This window comes from Citrobacter sp. Ct235 (assembly GCF_030332305.1).
GTDB classification, from domain to species: domain Bacteria; phylum Pseudomonadota; class Gammaproteobacteria; order Enterobacterales; family Enterobacteriaceae; genus Citrobacter_A; species Citrobacter_A telavivensis.
In genome coordinates this window covers 312,933-330,700 of record NZ_JAOWIC010000041.1, presented here as the reverse complement: position 1 = coordinate 330,700, position 17,768 = coordinate 312,933, and the positions used below count along the sequence as shown (strand labels likewise).

At 54.4% G+C, this 17,768-nt stretch carries 19 protein-coding genes; 7 read left to right on the top strand and 12 right to left on the bottom strand.

All coding sequences use genetic code 11. From position 1 onward, the window contains the following. Nucleotides 1-20: 20 nt before the first annotated feature. The 5 genes from recG to gmk are packed head-to-tail and all read right to left on the bottom strand — an operon-like array spanning nt 21 to nt 5,883. The gene (gene recG / locus OGY35_RS08320; RefSeq protein ID WP_286631985.1) at nt 21-2,102 is read right to left on the bottom strand and encodes an ATP-dependent DNA helicase RecG; all 2,082 of its coding nucleotides are present in this window, start codon (nt 2,100-2,102) and stop codon (nt 21-23) included. A gap of 3 nt (nt 2,103-2,105) precedes the next feature. Then, nucleotides 2,106-2,795, bottom strand: a complete 690-nt coding sequence (gene trmH, locus OGY35_RS08315) for a tRNA (guanosine(18)-2'-O)-methyltransferase TrmH (protein ID WP_286631984.1) — start codon at nt 2,793-2,795, stop codon at nt 2,106-2,108. A gap of 4 nt (nt 2,796-2,799) precedes the next feature. Further along, a complete protein-coding gene (gene spoT, locus OGY35_RS08310) occupies nt 2,800-4,911 on the bottom strand; it encodes a bifunctional GTP diphosphokinase/guanosine-3',5'-bis pyrophosphate 3'-pyrophosphohydrolase (RefSeq protein WP_042323359.1) in 2,112 nt (703 codons plus the stop codon). 18 nt (nt 4,912-4,929) lie between these two features. Next, the gene (gene rpoZ / locus OGY35_RS08305) at nt 4,930-5,205 is read right to left on the bottom strand and encodes a DNA-directed RNA polymerase subunit omega (protein WP_000135057.1); all 276 of its coding nucleotides are present in this window, start codon (nt 5,203-5,205) and stop codon (nt 4,930-4,932) included. A gap of 54 nt (nt 5,206-5,259) precedes the next feature. Continuing rightward, complete coding sequence (gmk, locus tag OGY35_RS08300; protein WP_152406220.1) at nt 5,260-5,883, bottom strand: guanylate kinase; 624 nt, start codon at nt 5,881-5,883, stop codon at nt 5,260-5,262. A gap of 256 nt (nt 5,884-6,139) precedes the next feature. Here gmk and ligB point away from each other — a divergent pair, with 256 nt between their 5' ends. Next, entirely contained in the window at nt 6,140-7,825 is a 1,686-nt protein-coding gene (gene ligB / locus OGY35_RS08295) for an NAD-dependent DNA ligase LigB (protein ID WP_286631982.1), read from the top strand. Here the strand turns inward: ligB and OGY35_RS08290 are convergent. Both OGY35_RS08290 and OGY35_RS08285 read right to left on the bottom strand, forming a co-directional pair. After that, entirely contained in the window at nt 7,822-8,439 is a 618-nt protein-coding gene (locus tag OGY35_RS08290; RefSeq protein WP_152400659.1) for a trimeric intracellular cation channel family protein, read from the bottom strand. The genes ligB and OGY35_RS08290 overlap by 4 nt on opposite strands. A 255-nt stretch (nt 8,440-8,694) precedes the next feature. Next, nucleotides 8,695-9,558, bottom strand: coding sequence for a YicC/YloC family endoribonuclease (locus OGY35_RS08285; RefSeq protein WP_046492189.1), 864 nt, complete (start codon nt 9,556-9,558; stop codon nt 8,695-8,697). 125 nt (nt 9,559-9,683) lie between these two features. On the opposite strand from OGY35_RS08285, the gene rph reads away from it, so the two are divergent. Next, nucleotides 9,684-10,400, top strand: a complete 717-nt coding sequence (rph, locus tag OGY35_RS08280; protein ID WP_042323350.1) for a ribonuclease PH — start codon at nt 9,684-9,686, stop codon at nt 10,398-10,400. A gap of 78 nt (nt 10,401-10,478) precedes the next feature. Further along, nucleotides 10,479-11,120, top strand: coding sequence for an orotate phosphoribosyltransferase (gene pyrE / locus OGY35_RS08275; protein WP_152400656.1), 642 nt, complete (start codon nt 10,479-10,481; stop codon nt 11,118-11,120). Between the two features lie 39 nt (nt 11,121-11,159). Here pyrE and slmA read toward each other — a convergent pair whose 3' ends face one another. The 3 genes from slmA to coaBC form a co-directional block, all read right to left on the bottom strand. Beyond that, nucleotides 11,160-11,756 carry a nucleoid occlusion factor SlmA gene (gene slmA, locus OGY35_RS08270; protein ID WP_046492184.1) on the bottom strand — a complete coding sequence of 199 codons (597 nt, stop codon included), beginning with the start codon at nt 11,754-11,756 and terminating at the stop codon, nt 11,160-11,162. 108 nt (nt 11,757-11,864) lie between these two features. Beyond that, the gene (gene dut, locus OGY35_RS08265; protein WP_042998633.1) at nt 11,865-12,323 is read right to left on the bottom strand and encodes a dUTP diphosphatase; all 459 of its coding nucleotides are present in this window, start codon (nt 12,321-12,323) and stop codon (nt 11,865-11,867) included. Further along, entirely contained in the window at nt 12,301-13,521 is a 1,221-nt protein-coding gene (gene coaBC, locus OGY35_RS08260; protein ID WP_178823844.1) for a bifunctional phosphopantothenoylcysteine decarboxylase/phosphopantothenate--cysteine ligase CoaBC, read from the bottom strand. The genes dut and coaBC overlap by 23 nt, the downstream gene beginning before the upstream one ends. Before the next feature lie 173 nt (nt 13,522-13,694). On the opposite strand from coaBC, the gene radC reads away from it, so the two are divergent. The 4 genes from radC (at nt 13,695) to mutM (ending at nt 15,909) form a co-directional block, all read left to right on the top strand. Then, nucleotides 13,695-14,360, top strand: coding sequence for a RadC family protein (gene radC, locus OGY35_RS08255; protein WP_152400652.1), 666 nt, complete (start codon nt 13,695-13,697; stop codon nt 14,358-14,360). 216 nt (nt 14,361-14,576) lie between these two features. Next, nucleotides 14,577-14,813, top strand: a complete 237-nt coding sequence (gene rpmB / locus OGY35_RS08250; protein WP_003024071.1) for a 50S ribosomal protein L28 — start codon at nt 14,577-14,579, stop codon at nt 14,811-14,813. Between the two features lie 20 nt (nt 14,814-14,833). Continuing rightward, the gene (gene rpmG / locus OGY35_RS08245; RefSeq protein ID WP_003024094.1) at nt 14,834-15,001 is read left to right on the top strand and encodes a 50S ribosomal protein L33; all 168 of its coding nucleotides are present in this window, start codon (nt 14,834-14,836) and stop codon (nt 14,999-15,001) included. 98 nt (nt 15,002-15,099) lie between these two features. Beyond that, nucleotides 15,100-15,909: a bifunctional DNA-formamidopyrimidine glycosylase/DNA-(apurinic or apyrimidinic site) lyase gene (mutM, locus tag OGY35_RS08240; protein WP_152400650.1), complete on the top strand. Its 810-nt coding sequence runs from the start codon at nt 15,100-15,102 to the stop codon at nt 15,907-15,909. Between the two features lie 25 nt (nt 15,910-15,934). Here the strand turns inward: mutM and coaD are convergent, their stop codons facing one another. Together coaD and waaA are read right to left on the bottom strand one after the other, a co-directional pair. Further along, nucleotides 15,935-16,414 (bottom strand): pantetheine-phosphate adenylyltransferase, encoded by a 480-nt coding sequence (gene coaD / locus OGY35_RS08235; protein WP_046492137.1) that lies wholly within the window; start codon nt 16,412-16,414, stop codon nt 15,935-15,937. 8 nt (nt 16,415-16,422) lie between these two features. Continuing rightward, nucleotides 16,423-17,700: a lipid IV(A) 3-deoxy-D-manno-octulosonic acid transferase gene (waaA, locus tag OGY35_RS08230; RefSeq protein ID WP_286631980.1), complete on the bottom strand. Its 1,278-nt coding sequence runs from the start codon at nt 17,698-17,700 to the stop codon at nt 16,423-16,425. Nucleotides 17,701-17,768 lie beyond the last annotated feature (68 nt).

The window sequence follows — 17,768 nt, the reverse complement described above, 5'->3', positions numbered from 1 at the left end:
GCCGCGCTTGCGCATTGCCGTCAGGCGTTAGAGTAGCGCTCTGTTTCTGGCATCCAGCGTTCGATCAGCGCCTTTGCCTCTTGCGGGTAACGTTCATGAATGTGGCGCGCAATGCGCTGAACTTCCGGAATAATGGCCTGATCGCGCAGTAAATCTGCCACCTTAAATTCCGCATTCCCCGTCTGCCGCGTACCCAGCAATTCACCCGGTCCGCGAATCTCGAGATCTTTTTGCGCAATCACAAAGCCATCGCTACTGTCGCGCAGCACCTGCAGGCGTTTCTGCGCCGTTTTCGATAGTGGCGACTTGTAGAGCAGCACGCAGTGTGAAGCCACTGCACCACGGCCGACGCGCCCACGCAGCTGGTGTAACTGCGCCAAACCGAGACGTTCCGGATTTTCGATAATCATCAGACTGGCGTTAGGGACATCCACACCCACTTCGATAACCGTCGTGGCGACCAGCAGATGCAGCTCGCCCTGCTTAAACGCCGCCATTACCGCCTGCTTCTCGGCAGGTTTCATGCGTCCGTGGACCAGGCCGACGTTCAGTTCTGGCAGTGCGAGTTTCAACTCTTCCCACGTGGCTTCTGCGGCCTGGGCTTCTAACAGATCGGATTCTTCAATCAGCGTGCAGACCCAGTAGGCCTGGCGACCTTCCTGCGTACAGGCGTTGCGCACCCGGTCAATAATATCGCTGCGGCGGGTATCCGGAATGGCCACCGTTGTGACGGGGGTACGTCCGGGCGGCAGTTCGTCAATGACGGAGGTATCGAGATCCGCGTAGGCGGTCATCGCCAGCGTCCGTGGAATAGGCGTCGCGGTCATGATCAACTGGTGCGGATGGAAACCCTGCTGCTGGCCTTTCTCCCACAGTGCGAGACGCTGATGCACGCCAAAACGGTGCTGTTCATCGATGATGACCAGCGCAAGGCCGTTGAACTGCACCTGTTCCTGGAAGATCGCGTGCGTCCCCACCACCATTTGTACCTGTCCGCTGGCGATAGCATCTTGTTGCGCCAGACGAGCTTTCCCTTTTTGTTTGCCCGCCAGCCAGCCGACTTCAACGCCAAGCGGGGCAAACCAGTTGCGGAAGTTGTGGGCATGCTGTTCCGCCAGTAGCTCGGTCGGAGCCATCAGCGCGACCTGTTTACCATGCACAATCGCCCGCAGGGCTGCAAGCGCGGCAACCAGCGTTTTACCGGAGCCGACATCGCCCTGCACCAGACGCATCATCGGGATATCGAGCGCCATATCGTGCTCGATTTCCGCCACCACGCGGGCCTGCGCACCGGTTGGCTTAAAAGGCAGCGAGGCTAACAGTTGGTTTTTCAGCTTATCGTTGGTGCTTAGCGGTTGGGCATGGAAGCGCTGCGCGCCCGCACGAAGCGCCAGCATGCTCAGGTTATGCGCCAGTAACTCTTCCAGGATCAGACGACGCTGTGCCGGATGTTGGCCGGTCTCAAGATCGCTTAACTGTAGCGTCGGCGGTGGGCGATGTAGCGTGCGAAGCGCTTCGGGCAGGCTGAGCATGCCCTGTAATAATTCCGGCGGCAGGAGTTCAGCGATGGCACAGGTATCCAGCAGATCCAGCGCCTGATCGGTGAGCTTACGCAGTGTCGCCTGCTTGATACCTTCGGTGGTGGGATAAACCGGGGTGAGTGTCTCCTGCAACTCTGGCGTACTGAGATCGCCCTGCACCCGGTATTCCGGGTGGATCATCTCCGCGCCGTACTTCCCGCGTTTCGCTTCGCCATAAGCCAGTACGCGCCGTCCGGTAGCAAGGCTGTTTTTCATCGCCGCGCTAAAGTTGAAAAAGCGCATCGTCAGAATGCCGGAACCGTCGCTGATCTGACAGGTCATCATCCGTCGACCCCCGAAGGTGATATTGCAGTTCAGCACTTCCCCTTCAACGGTGGCGTAAACACCCGGCAGCAGTTCACCAATGGGATAGAGCTGGGTACGGTCTTCATAACGCAGAGGAAGGTGTAACAGCAGGTCCTGCACGGTATGCAGACCAATTTTCGCCAGTTTGCTGCTTTGCGCTGCGCCAACGCCCGTTAGTGAACTGAGCGGGACAGCATCTAACAGGTGGCCACTCATGATTTACTTCGCCGCCTGCATGGTGGACCACCAGACGTCATCGGCTTCAATTTGGCCCTGCTGATTGACATGCGGATAGGGCAGCCCCTTGCGTTTGGCGACTTTTGCCAGCACCGGGTAGCCGCCCTCAAACAACAGGCGCTGCTGTTCGTCTTCCGGCAACATGCTGTTTTCGCGAAGGTACATTCCGGCGTTCTGCCGTTGGCGCTGTGCTTCGTAAAGAATCAACGCAGAGGCGACGGAAACGTTAAGCGACTGAACCATGCCGATCATGGGGATGATGATATCCTGATCCGCCAAATCCAGTGCTTCCTGCGTAATACCGGTTTTCTCCTGACCCATCAGAATACAGGTCGGACGCGTGTAATCTATTTCGCGGAAATCGATAGCATTATCAGAGAGGTGCGTTGCCAGAACCTGCATGCCCCGGCCTTTAAGATGGGTGACCGCGTCGCCAATCGTGCGGTGGGTTTTCACCTGCACCCAACTGTTGCTTCCTGCCGCCGCCGAGGCCATGGTACGCATACGACTACCCGGCCAGACGGCGTGAACTTCGTGGACGCCAACGGCATCTGCGGTACGAATGATCGCAGAAACGTTATGAGGTTTGTGAACCTGCTCCATGCAGACAGTCAGGTCCGGCTGGCGCCTGGCGAGCATTTCGCAAATGCGGGCATAACGCTGTGCATTCATTTGGTTAATTTCGGTTACGGGTGACTTTTATCACGTCTGGCATCACGCGGATTTTGCGCATGATGTTCGCCAGGTGCACGCGATCGCGCGCGGTTAGGCGAATAAAGGCGCTGTAGACGCGACCATCTTTCTCTTCGGTATTCAGACTCTGAATATTAGAGGTCGTGGTGTTGATCGCCGCCGTCAGGTTAGCCAGTGCACCCTGATGGTTAAACATATCCACTTTGATTTCGGTGATGAATTCCTGCTCCGTCTCTTTGTCCCATTCCACCGCCATAAACTTCTCTGGCTCTTTCTGGTAACCACGGATGTTACGGCAGGATTCATGGTGAATGACCAGACCTTTACCCGGACTGACGTGGGCAATGATCGGATCGCCCGGAATCGGACGACAGCACTTGGCAAAGGTAATCAGCACACCATCTGCGCCTTTGATGGGCAAATGACCGTGGCCCGGCGCCGCGGACTGGATTGCAGAGGCATCACCCTGTTGCAGGTTTTTCGCCACCACCACGCTCATGGCATTGCCGAGGCCAATTTCTGCCAGCAGGTCATCAAGCGTCGCGAGTTTCATCCGCTCAAGTTCACGCTGAATGCTTTCTTGTGGGATCTCGGCAAGCTTACGACTGCCACCCAACGCATGGTTGAGCAGGCGGCGTCCCAGACTGACGGAATCATCGCGTTTGAGGTTTTTCAGCAACTGGCGGATCTTGGCGCGGGCTTTTGAACTGACGACAAAGTTAAGCCACGCGGCGTTCGGGCGTGCACCCGGCGCGGTAATGATTTCGACCGTCTGACCGCTGGTCAGCGGCTGTGACAGTGGGTAGGGCTGTCTGTCGACGCGCGCGCCCACACAGGCATGGCCAATATCGGTATGCACCGCATAAGCAAAGTCGACGGGTGTTGCACCGGCAGGCAGTTCGACAATGCGCCCTTCCGGTGTGAAAACGTAAATCTCATCCGGGAAAAGATCGGATTTCACGCTCTCGATAAATTCAAACGAGCTACCGGCGCTTTGCTGCAGTTCCAACAGGCTTTGCATCCAGCGCTGGGCACGAATCTGCGCGGTAGTGCTGGTTTCACCGTGCTCTTTATAAGCCCAGTGCGCCGCGACCCCCATTTCCGCCATCTGGTCCATATCCTCTGTACGGATCTGGACTTCAACCGGGACGCCGTGCGGGCCGATCATCGACGTGTGCAAAGACTGATAGCCGTTCGCTTTTGGAATCGCGATATAGTCTTTTACCCGTCCAGGACGCGGCTTATAGAGGCTGTGCATCTGACCGAGCACGCGATAACAGGTGTCGGCGTCATGAACGATAACGCGAAACGCGTAGATATCCATGATTGAGTGAAAACGCTGCTCTTTAAGCACCATCTTGCAATAGATGGAATAGAGGTGCTTCTCACGACCACTCACACGGCACGGAATACCCGCTTCCTGCAGACGCCCTTCGATTTCAGAGAGGATTTTTTGGATCATCTCTTTACGGTTGCCACGTGCGGCTTTAACCACCTCTTTAATCACGCGATAGCGGTTCGGGTACAGCGCCTCAAAACCCAGTTCTTCGAGCTCGGTTTTAATGTGATGAATACCTAAACGATGCGCCAGCGGACTATAAATTTCGAGGGTTTCACGAGCGATGCGGCGACGTTTGTCCGGGCGTAATGAGCCCAGCGTACGCATATTGTGAGTGCGGTCGGCGAGTTTGATGAGAATGACGCGGATATCCTGCACCATCGCCATAATCATCTTGCGAAAGTTTTCGGCCTGCGCCTCTTTCTTATCGCGGAACTTAAGTTTATCAAGCTTCGATACCCCCTCTACCAGTTCAGCAACGCTTTTACCAAAAAGCTGTTCCATGTCCTGGTAGGTGGCGGGAGTATCTTCGATCACGTCATGCAGCAGTGCAGCCATCAGCGTTTCATAGTCGAGTTTCATTTCGGCCAGAATGCAGGCTACGGCAACAGGGTGCGTGATATAAGGTTCACCGCTTGAACGTGTCTGGCCCTCGTGAGCGTCACGTGCAACGAGATACGCCTGCCGAAGACGTTTGATCTGGTCTTCCGGCAGGTAGTGTTGAATCAGTTGATTCAGGCTTTCAAACAGATACAAGGGCGACCCGCTTTGTGATTAACGACGACCTTCAGCAATTGCGGTTACGGCTTGTATTTCAGCGGCTTCCTGCTCTTGCTGTTCCTGGCGCTCACGTACGTCGAGGATCTGGTTATTGATCAGACCTTCTTCGATTTCGCGCAGCGCGATTACGGTAGTTTTATCGTTTTCTTCCGGTACGAGCGGATCCTTTCCGCCTACCTGCATCTGACGAGCGCGACGCGCGGCGACCAGTACCAGGTCAAAACGGTTACCAATTTTCTCTACAGCGTCCTGAACAGTTACGCGTGCCATACTTAAAATGCTCCACAGGTGAAGAAATGACTGGGCATGATACTGAAAGTGGGTTCAGTCTGCCAACAGTTTGCTGATTAAAGCGTCATGACGCTGCTTTTGGCGGCTCATGCGCAGACGTTCGGCGCGAATAATGGTCTTCAAATCGCTCAGGGCGGTGTTGAAGTCATCATTCACAATAAGATAATCATATTCGGCGTAATGGCTCATTTCTGCAACAGCTTGCGCCATACGTTTTGCAATCACCTCTTCGCTATCTTGCCCACGACCCCGCAAGCGGCGATCCAGTTCAAGTTTAGACGGCGGCAGAATAAAGATACTGCGTGCATGCGGCATCTTCTTGCGAATTTGTTGCGCGCCCTGCCAGTCGATATCCAAAAAGACATCTACCCCGGAGGCCAGTACTTGCTCGATGGCTTCACGCGAGGTGCCGTAGTAATTGCCAAAAACTTCTGCGTGTTCCAGAAACGCGTCGTTACCAATCATGGTTCTGAATTCATCATGATTCACAAAGAAATAATGTTCGCCGTGAACCTCACCCGGGCGCGGAGCGCGCGTGGTGTGCGAAACAGAAACCTGGGTGTCATACAACGGTTGGGTTTTTAACAAAGCCTGAATCAGGCTGGATTTACCCGCGCCACTGGGGGCAGAAACAATATAAAGCGTGCCTTGAGCCATGAGTATCTTACGTATGTGATTATCGAAAATGAACCTACATACGGGCTTATTATACACGTCGCCGCTACGCGACGTAGCCTTTGTCACACTTTTTGCGCCAGATTATTGCTTTTTGCGCGCCAGTTTCCTGATTTACGCAACATTCGCTGCAAATGAGAGGAATCACTGGAAGCCTGTACGCAATCTTAACTTTTGTCACTCGGCGTAGGTCACGCAACGCGCTATATCTGCCTGGCAACGTACAACGGAGGTGGCGATGAAAACAGGGACAGCGATATTGATGGGGTTGTGGTTGTGGCACTCGCAGGTTCTGGCGATATGCCCGGTATGGTCGGCGGCCAGAGCCCACGAGGAGATCTCGCGTTTGCAACAGCAAATTACACAGTGGGATGACGCCTACTGGAAAGAGGGCGTTAGCGCGGTTGAGGATGGCGTCTACGATCAGCTGCATGCGCAACTGCTCCAGTGGCAGCATTGCTTTGCTGACGACGACCCGCCCAGCCTGACGTTGCCCTCGCCAGGCGGTACGATCCCCCATCCTGTCGCCCATACCGGAGTGCAAAAGCTGGCAGACAAGCGAGCAATGCAGCAATGGATGCGCGAGCACAACGATTTGTGGGTACAGCCGAAGGTTGATGGCGTGGCGGTTACGCTGAAATATCAGCAGGGCAAACTGACCCAGGCGATCAGCCGTGGCGATGGCCTGAAAGGCGAAGACTGGACGCAAAAAGTACAACAGATTCCTGCTGTGCCGCAAACTGTGGTGGGTGCGCTGGCAAATAGCGTGTTGCAGGGCGAGATCTTTCTGCAACAGGAAGGGCATATCCAGCAAAAAATGGGCGGAATGAATGCCCGTTCGAAGGTCGCGGGTCTGCTGATGCGCAAGGGCAACGCCAGTGACTTATCATCACTGGGGATTTTTATCTGGGCATGGCCTGATGGCCCGCAGACAATGTCCGAAAGAGTAAACCAGTTGAGTGCGGCGGGGTTTACGCTCGCGAAAAAATACACGCTGCCGGCAGACAATGTTGAGTCAGTGGAACGGGCGCGTACGCACTGGTGGACGTCCGCTTTGCCCTTTGTCACCGATGGGGTCGTTGTGCGGATGAGCAAAGAGCCGGCGTCCCGCCAGTGGTTACCGGGACAAGGGAGTTGGCTGGTCGCCTGGAAATACCCGCCCGTTGCGCAGGTGGCTGAGGTCACAGCGATTCAGTTTACGGTCGGCAAAAGCGGAAAAATCGCCGTTGTGGCGACACTCGCTCCCGTCATGCTGGACGATAAGCGGGTACAGCGGGTGAATATCGGTTCCGTAACCCGCTGGGAAGAGTGGGATATTGCTCCAGGCGATCGGATCCTGGTGAGTCTTGCCGGACAGGGGATCCCCCGTATTGACGATGTCGTCTGGCGGAGTTCGGAACGGACTAAACCGATGCCGCCTGAAAGTCGCTTCAACGCATTGACCTGTTTTTTTGCTTCCGCATCGTGTCAGGAGCAGTTTATCTCCCGCCTCGTCTGGGCGGGCTCTGGTGCTGTTTTAAAGTTAGACGGTGTGGGTGAGGCAGGCTGGCGGGCGCTTCATCAACAGCATCACTTTGAGCATATCTTTTCGTGGCTGGCTTTAACTCAGGAGCAGATTCAGCACACGCCGGGCTTTGCGAAAGCGAAGAGTGAGCAGGTGTGGCATCAGTTTAATCTGGTGAGAAAACAGCCGTTTATTCGCTGGATACTGGCGCTGGGCATCCCGTTACCCCAGACGGCGCTCAATGCCAGCGGCGATCGTTCGTGGCTGCAGTTGTCAGAGCGAACGGAATCGTACTGGCAACAACTTCCGGCAGTCGGCCCGCGTCGCGCACGTCAGGTGATGGCATGGCTGGACAACGCGGAAGTTAAGCAACTGAGCCACTGGTTGGCGGCCCAGCACATTGAGAGCTTTGTCCCTTAGTGGCTTTCGTGGCGGTAGTAAAACACGGGCAAACCCAGCTTAAGGCGCAGCGCCAGGAGTCGGGCGACAAAGCCAAACATCAGGGTTGAGATAACCACGATATCCTGATTGGAAACATAGTGTTGCAGGATGATGTAAAGCACGGCAGAGGCGAATGAGACGCCGGCGTACAACTCTTTCTGGAAAACGAGCGGAATACGCTTACAGAACATATCGCGCAACACTCCACCGAAGACGCCGGTGGTAACCGCCGCTACGACGGCAATGATCGGCCCATGCCCCATATCCAGGGCCACCTGGGCGCCAATGATGGAAAAGACGACCAGGCCTAAGGCATCCAGTACCAGGAACACCTTGCGCAGATAGGGCATGACGGGAGCCACAATAGTCGTTAAGACCGCCGCCGTGGCGACAATAATTACGTATTCGGGATGTTTAACCCAACCCAGAGGATAGTGCCCGAGCAGAATATCGCGGACAGAGCCGCCGCCGATGGCCGTCGCGGTGGCAATGATGATAACGCCGAATGTATCCATCCGACGGCGACCCGCCGCCAGCGCACCGGTCATGGCTTCGGCAGTGATTCCTATCAGGTACAAAACATGTAACAGCATGACTCCCCCCAGTATTTAGGGGACAAAGAGTAACGACTTGCACTCATCGTCACGATTGAGATTTTCTAAGGCGAGTGATTTTTAATAATGTCAGGTAATGTGAAATTACTGTTTTGATGAAGTAGTATGGGATGTGAGGATTTTTTCGTCAGTAAAATGGATAAGAAAAACTAACCTGAAAATGTGTGAGAGCCAGCGAGACTTGCGAAAAAACGTAGCACCGCCATCGACTGACGGGCTACGCGGAAAGACACTTTACTCGATATTCTGGATCTGCTCGCGCATTTGCTCGATCAGGACTTTCAGTTCAATCGCGGAATTGGTCACTTCGGCATTGATGGATTTAGACGCCAGCGTATTCGACTCGCGGTTGAATTCCTGCATCATGAAGTCCAGACGGCGACCCACCGCCTCTTTTTTCTTCAGGATGTTGTAGGTTTCTTTGACGTGGGCTTCCAGGCGATCCAGTTCTTCTGCCACATCGATGCGCTGTGCCATCAGGACCAGTTCTTGCTCCAGACGGTTATTCTCCAACTGGACCTGAGCGTCCTCGAGCTTAGCGACCAGACGTTCACGCTGCCATTGCAGAATTTCTGGCATATGGGCGCGAACTTTAATGACTTCAGCGCTGACACCTTCCAGACGTTGTTCGATCAGCGCTTTCAGAGCCTGACCTTCCGTTTCGCGGGCAACGATGAAATCGTCAAGCGTACCGTCCAGTGCGGTCAGGATTTCAGCCGCAATGGCATCAAGATCCTGTTCCTGTGCCGCCATGACGCCAGGCCAGCGAAGGATATCGACTGGATTGATTTCTCCTTCATCGCTCTGCATTTTGACCCAGTTGGCCGCGTTCACGAGTTGTTTTGCGAGCTTTTCATTCAGGATGAGCTCGCCCTGCGCGCTCGCATCGGGCTCAAAGCGCAGCATGCACTCGACTTTACCGCGCGTCAGGCGCGTACGGATGCGTTCACGAACAACAGGTTCAAGGCTACGGAACTGTTCCGGCAGACGAAAGTAAGTTTCCAGATAACGCTGGTTTACCGAGCGCATTTCCCAGGTGGCGCTACCCCATTCACCCTTGATTTCACGCCGGGCGTAGGCTGTCATACTGCGGATCATAGACGTTCCTGTTTTTAAAGGAGAGATGGGGGGATTATAGCCATCCCGGCCTTGTCAGGATAGGAATAACAGCCGGAAGTCCGTATAATGCGCAGCCACATTCGTTTCAAGCCGGAGATCTCAATATGCGTCCAGCAGGCCGTAGCGCTAATCAGGTGCGTCCCGTAACCCTGACCCGTAACTATACAAAACATGCTGAAGGCTCGGTGCTGGTCGAATTTGGCGATACCAAAGTGCTGTGCACAGCCTCGATTGAAGAAGGCGTACCGCGTTTTCTGAAAGGTCAGGGCCAGGGCTGGATCACCGCTGAATATGGCATGTTGCCGCGTGCAACGCATACCCGTAACGCGCGCGAAGCAGCAAAGGGCAAGCAGGGCGGTCGTACGATGGAGATTCAACGTCTGATCGCCCGTGCGCTGCGTGCTGCGGTCGATCTCAAAACGTTGGGTGAATTTACCATCACTTTGGACTGCGACGTGATCCAGGCCGATGGCGGTACGCGTACCGCCTCCATTACCGGAGCCTGCGTTGCGCTGGCGGATGCGCTGAACAAGCTGGTGGCAAGCGGTAAGCTGAAAACCAACCCAATGAAAGGGATGGTTGCGGCAGTATCTGTGGGGATCGTCAACGGCGAAGCGCTCTGCGATCTGGAGTATGTTGAAGACTCGGCGGCGGAAACCGACATGAACGTGGTGATGACCGAAGACGGGCGCATCATTGAAGTGCAGGGGACGGCAGAAGGCGAGCCGTTCAGCCATGAAGAACTTCTCACCTTGTTGGCACTGGCCCGAGGGGGAATCGAATCCATTGTCACGACGCAGAAGGCGGCGTTAGAAAATTGATTTTAAGGCGACCAATGAGTCGCCTTTTTTTTGTCCGTAGATTTTGTCAATGATGAAAGTGAAATGAGGAGCGAATCCATGAAACCCTATCAACGCCAGTTTATTGAGTTTGCGCTTAACAAACAGGTACTCAAGTTTGGCGAATTCACGCTGAAATCCGGGCGCAAGAGCCCCTATTTCTTCAACGCCGGGCTGTTTAATACTGGGCGCGATTTGGCACTGTTAGGTCGTTTTTACGCCGAAGCGTTGGTGGATTCTGGCATTGAGTTTGATCTGCTTTTTGGCCCGGCTTACAAAGGTATTCCGATTGCAACCACCACGGCGGTCGCGCTGGCGGAGCATCACGACAAAGACCTGCCGTACTGCTTTAACCGCAAAGAAGCTAAAGATCATGGCGAAGGTGGCAATCTGGTTGGCAGCGCACTGCAGGGCCGCGTGATGCTGGTGGATGACGTGATCACTGCCGGTACGGCAATCCGGGAATCGATGGAAATCATCCAGGCCAATGGCGCGACGCTGGCTGGCGTGCTGATCTCTTTGGATCGTCAGGAGCGGGGGCGTGGCGAGATTTCCGCCATTCAGGAAGTCGAGCGCGATTATGGCTGTAAGGTGATTTCTATCATCACCCTGAAAGACCTGATTGCCTATCTGGAAGAGAAGCCGGAAATGGCAAAACATCTGGCGGCGGTGCGGGCGTATCGGGAAGCGTTTGGCGTTTAACCAGAATGGCCGGATAACGCGCGCGCTATCCGGCAAGCATTACTGCAGTTGTGAGGCGAGCAGTGGCCAGCGGGCATCAAAATCATCCGTTGGACGGTATTTGAATTCACTACGCACGAAGCGCGACAGCATACCTTCGCAGAAGGCAAGTAACTGGCTTGCCAGCAACGTTTCATCCGTCACGTATCCTTCACCTTCGCGCATCCGCTTTTCCCGCAGCACCTGGCGCAGTTGTGCTTCAATGCGTTCGAACAGTTGATTGATACGCCCTTGCAGACGATCCTGTTCAAACATCAGCGCATGCCCGGTCAGGATACGCGTCAGGCCGGGATTGCGCTCACCGAAACCCAGGATCAATAACACGATCAGACGCAGACGCGCGTGGGTATCTTTTTCATCTTTCAGAATCAAATTGATACGGGTGATCAGGCTGTCTTCGATAAACTCAATCAGGCTATCGAACATGCGTGTCTTGCTGGGAAAGTGGCGGTACAACGCCGCTTCGGAAACGCCGACAGAAGCCGCCAGTTTTGCCGTTGTGATGCGCTGGCTTCCATCGCTGGATTCCAGCATCAGCGCCAGAGACTGAAGTATTTCTTCGCGACGATTCCTTTTCGCAGTTTGTTTTTCTGCCATGTTACAAAATACCCCTGAAAATAAGCACTTGCAGGCGAGCATCCACACTATGACCGCAAACACAGGGCTTGCGGTGATGTTATGACGTTATCGGGATGCGTAACTTTCTTACTTACGACCGGAATGGCCGAAACCGCCTTCACCACGGTGAGTGGCATCAAACTCTTCCACCAGGTTAAATTCGGCCTGCACAACCGGCACAAAGACCATCTGTGCGATGCGTTCACCCGGCTCAATGGTGAAACTGTCCTGACCGCGGTTCCAGACGGACACCATCAGTTGCCCCTGATAGTCAGAGTCAATCAACCCCACCAGGTTGCCCAGCACGATACCATGCTTATGGCCCAGACCCGAACGCGGCAGGATGACGGCAGCCAGAGACGGATCGGCGATATGAATAGCCAGCCCGGTTGGCAGCAGCGTGGTTGCGCCCGGCGCCAGTTCTACGGCGTCATCAAGACAGGCCCGCAGGTCAAGTCCGGCGGAACCGGAGGTGGCATACGTCGGCAGCGGGAATTGCTTGCCAACACGCGGATCCAGAATCTTAACGTCGATTTTTTTCATCATAAAGGGTCACGATCTCGTCGAGTAATAATTGGCCAAGGAGTGCTTTGCGCGCAAGCGGTAAGACTTTATCTCCATCCTGCCAGAAAAGGTGTAGAGCGTTGCTGTCGCTATTAAATCCTTGAGTTGAGAGTGAAACATCGTTTGCACAGATCAAATCAAGATTTTTGCGGTTACGTTTTTGCCGGGCGTATTCTTCCACATTATTCGTTTCCGCGGCAAACCCAACGACATAGGGACGATGGTCTTTACGTGCGGCAACCCCGGCGATGATATCCGGGTTTTTGACCATTTTTATTGTTAATTCATCACCCTGCGTTGCCTGTTTCTTAATTTTTTCCGGTGCGACAACGGCGGCGCGATAGTCTGCTACCGCAGCACAGCCGATAAAAATATGTTGCTGTTGTACGGCGGATTGCACTGCTGCTTCCATCTCCAGAGCGGTCATCACATCGACACGCTGTACAAAAGGCGGCGTGGGTAACGACACGGGGCCGGTGACCAGCGTAACGTTCGCCCCACGACGGGCGGCCGCAGCGGCGATGGCAAACCCCATCTTACCTGAGCTGTGGTTGGAAATGTAACGCACCGGGTCGAGCGGTTCACGCGTCGGGCCCGCGGTAATCATGATATTGAGATGTTGCAGATCGTTGACAGGGGAGAAATGCGCCGCGGCCATATCGACAATCGTTAAGGGATCCAGCATGCGACCCGGACCCACGTCACCGCATGCCTGGCTGCCGCTGTCCGGCCCCCAGATGAGCAACCCACGGGAAGTCAGAACGTCCAGATTGTGCTGAGTCGCCGCAGCCCGATACATCTGCTGGTTCATCGCCGGTAAAACGGCAATGGGCGCAGGTGTCGCCAGACAAATCGTGGACACCAGATCGTTTGCCATGCCGGCTGCGACACGCGCGATAAGGTCTGCGGTGGCAGGGGCGAGAATCACCAGGTCGGCCCATTTCCCCAACTCAATATGGCCCATCGCGGCTTCTGCCGCGGGATCCAGCAGACTGTCGGAAACGGGATACCCGGAAACCGCCTGTAAGCTGAGTGGGGTAATAAAGGCTTTAGCCGCCTCGGTCATTGCCACACGGACATCGGCACCGCGTTCGCGCAGACGACGCACCAGTTCAGGGGTTTTGTAGGCAGCAATGCCGCCGCTGACGCCGAGAACGATTTTTTTACCGGCCAGGCTCATCATGATCTTTCCTGTTGGATTACACCAGAAGGCGGATATTTTATCACAATCCGTAAACTGTCGTGCGTTCACCCATGAATCACTTTGCGAGGCGCTACGCAGGAGTGGAAATTGTACGTCGATTCCCCCTCATGGCTATGCCACCATTCGTGCTGGCATAAGGAGGTGTGGGGATGGAAACTGCTGAGTATGTATTGCCAAGGGAAAAACTGTTGGCACTTGGGGTAGATACGCTGACGGATGATGAACTGCTGGCGCTCTTTTTGCGGACTGGAACGCCCGGAAAAGATGTCTTTACGCTGGCAAAAGAGATCCTGGAACATTTTGGCTCTCTCTATAGCTTGTTGACGGCGGACTACTCGCAGTTCAGTACGGTGACAGGGATTGGCGTGGCAAAATACGCGCAGCTTAAAGGCATTGCGGAGCTGGCCCGTCGCTTTTATGAAGTACAAATAAAAGGCTCGAACCCGTTACTCAGCCCGTTGTTAACACGGGATTTTTTGCAGAGTCAATTTGCGGGGGAAGGGCGAGAAGTTTTTATGGTGGTTTTTCTCGATTCCCAACACAAGGTCATTAAACATAGCCGCCTTTTTTCTGGCACCCTCACCCATGTTGAGATTCATCCGCGTGAAATAATTCGTGAAGCGATAAAAATCAATGCATCTGCGGTGATCCTTGCACATAATCATCCGTCGGGGTGTGCAGAGCCGAGTAAAGCGGATAAACTTATCACCGAGCGTGTCGTAAAATGCTGTCAGTTCATGGATATCCGTGTGCTTGATCACCTTGTCATTGGACGCGGAGAGTACGTTTCGTTTGCGGAGCGTGGTTGGATTTGACGCACTTTGCGCGATCCATCGGGATCTTTGTCTGTTCGGGACTTGAGCACATCGCTGACTCAGCGTATACTACGCCACCTTTGAGAATCTCGGGTTTGGCATTTGGGCCTGGCAATCGAGTGTTCGCTTAGAACCGCGATGACCGGGCTGTAAAGCCTGACGAGGCGCCGATACCCCATACGAAGCTCGAGCTAATTTGATTTTTGGAGAATAGACATGTCCCGAGTCTGCCAAGTTACTGGCAAGCGTCCGGTGACCGGTAACAACCGTTCCCACGCACTGAACGCGACTAAACGCCGTTTTCTGCCTAACCTGCACTCTCACCGTTTCTGGGTTGAGAGCGAAAAGCGTTTTGTCACCCTGCGTGTATCTGCTAAAGGTATGCGTGTAATTGATAAGAAAGGCATCGAAACAGTTCTGTCTGAACTGCGTGCCCGTGGCGAAAAGTACTAAGTACTAAGAGGAAATAAATCATGGCTAAAGGTATTCGTGAGAAGATCAAGCTGGTTTCTTCTGCTGGTACTGGTCACTTCTATACCACCACGAAGAACAAACGTACTAAGCCGGAAAAACTGGAACTGAAAAAGTTCGATCCAGTTGTCCGTCAGCACGTTCTCTACAAAGAAGCGAAAATTAAGTAATTTCCGCTTTGCTGTAATGAAAAACCTCGCCTCGGCGGGGTTTTTTGTTTTCTGGCCATCCCCATATTAGTGAGACCTGATACACAGCCGGAGACGTTATGCCTGAATTACCTGAAGTCGAAACCAGCCGCCGCGGTATTGAGCCGCACCTGGTCGGGGCAACCATTCTGCATGCCAATGTGCGTAATGGACGTCTGCGTTGGCCGGTGTCAGAAGAGATCTACCGTCTGAGCGACAAACCGGTGCTCAGCGTTCAGCGTCGTGCGAAATATCTTCTGCTGGAACTGCCCGATGGCTGGATAATCATCCATCTGGGGATGTCGGGCAGTTTGCGTATCCTTCCTGAAGAACTTCCGGCAGAAAAACACGACCACGTCGATTTAGTGATGAGTAATGGTAAAGTCCTGCGCTACACCGATCCCCGTCGCTTTGGCGCCTGGCTGTGGACGAAAGCGCTGGAAGGGCACAACGTGCTGGCGCATCTCGGCCCTGAACCGTTGAGCGACGATTTCAACGGTGAATACCTGCAACAGAAGTGTGCGAAGAAGAAAACGGCGATTAAACCCTGGTTGATGGATAACAAACTGGTGGTGGGAGTTGGGAACATCTATGCCAGTGAATCCCTGTTTGCTGCCGGCATTCATCCTGACCGTCTGGCGTCGTCGCTGTCGCAGGCCGAATATGAGCTGCTGGCGCGCGTGATTAAGGCCGTTTTGCTGCGCTCAATAGAGCAGGGCGGGACGACATTGAAAGATTTTCTGCAAAGCGACGGTAAACCAGGCTATTTTGCTCAGGAGTTACAGGTCTATGGCCGCAAAGGCGAACCGTGCAGGGTGTGTGGAACGCCGATCGTGGCATCGAAACACGCACAGCGCGCGACGTACTATTGCCGTCAGTGCCAGAAGTAAGGTGAAGCGTCCCGGCCCAGGGACGCTATTTGAGCTTAGCCAGCAGCGCCTGATGAATATTCTCTGGCAGGAAGTGGGTGACGTCACCCTGATGGCGGGCCACTTCTTTCACCAGTGACGACGAGATGAAGGACCACTCTTTAGAAGGCATCAGAAAGACGCTTTCCAGTTCCGGCATCAAATGACGATTCATATGGGCCAGTTGCATTTCGTATTCAAAATCCGCAACGGCGCGCAATCCACGAATCAGGATATTGGCCTGCTGCTCACGCGCAAAATTTGCCATCAGATCGCTAAAGCCCAGGACTTCAACGCCGGGCAGATGGGCTGTAGCCTGCTGAGCCAGCGCAACGCGCTCTTCAAGGGTGAACATTGGTTTTTTACCGGGACTTGCCGCAATTGCCAGAATGACATGGTCAAACATCTGCGTAGCACGCGTGATGATATCGATATGGCCGTTCGTCAACGGATCAAAAGTGCCTGGATAAATCGCCCGTTTTTGCATAACAGCCCTCAATGCGTTTTCGGTGGCAGATAAGGTTCCAGCAGTTGCAGTAGGCGCTGTAGTGCGCCCTGGTTTTGATAGAGAACTTCAACTGCGTGACGACCATAGAAATTACGATAATCGGCATCGGTCAGTAAAGAGGAAACCTCTTTAGCGAGGCTTGTGGCGTCCGTGACCGTAATCAAACCGCTGGCCTGCTCCAGACGGGCGCAGATATCTTTGAAGTTGAACGTGTGAGGCCCCATCAGCACGGGAATTGCGTGGGCCGCGGCTTCCAGCGGATTGTGTCCGCCACGCTCAACCAGAGATCCCCCGACAAACGCCAGATCTGCAATTCCGTAAAGTAGCATCAGTTCACCCATCGTATCACCCACAACGACCTGTGTACTGGCTGAAGGAACTTCACCGGAGGAACGTGTTGTATAGCTTAGTCCGGCTTCACGTACGAGGTTAATCGCATCCGGGAAACGTTCCGGATGACGCGGGACCAGAATCAATAGCAGGTTGGGGAACTGGTGTAGCAATGCCTGATGCGCGGCGATCACAATACTCTCTTCGCCATCATGGGTACTGGTTGCGATCCATACCGGGCGATGCGGCGCCCACTGGCGACGTAACGTAACCGCCTTCGCAGCGAGCTGTGGCGTCACGGAGATATCGAACTTCAGACTGCCGGTGACGGTCACCTGGTTGTTCTTCGCGCCCAGCGTCACAAAGCGCTGACCATCCTCTTCATTTTGCGCCGCAATTAGCGTAATACGACGGAGGATTCGGCGGATAAATTTCCCCAGTTTCGCGTAACCGTCAGCGGAGCGAGCAGAAAGACGCGCATTGGCGATGACCAGCGGAATATGGCGTTTATGCAGCGCGGCAATCAGGTTCGGCCACAGCTCCGTTTCCATGATCAGTACCAGCTTAGGATCGACCTGGTTCAGGAAGCGTCCCAGCGCATCAGGTAAATCATAAGGCAGATAGACGTGCTGAACATCGCTACCGAAGGCGGACTGGACACGCTCGGAGCCGGTCGGCGTCATCGTGGTGACCGTGATCGGCAGGTCGGGATAGCGATGCCGCAGGGCGCGAACCAAAGGAATGGCTGCCAGCGTTTCGCCGACAGAGACGGAATGGAGCATAATTCCGCCCGGTTTCAGGGGGCGGCGATAAAAACCGTAGCGTTCACCCCAGCGTTTACGGTAGGCCGGGGCTTTACGTCCGCGCACCCAAAGCCGTATCCAGATCAAAGGCTGAATAAGGTAGAGAAGGGCGGTGTAAAGCAATTCGAGCATAGTAAATAGCTGGCTTATGGATGTGCTGGGGATTCTATGTATTTAGACAGGGCTTTACCATTACTTTT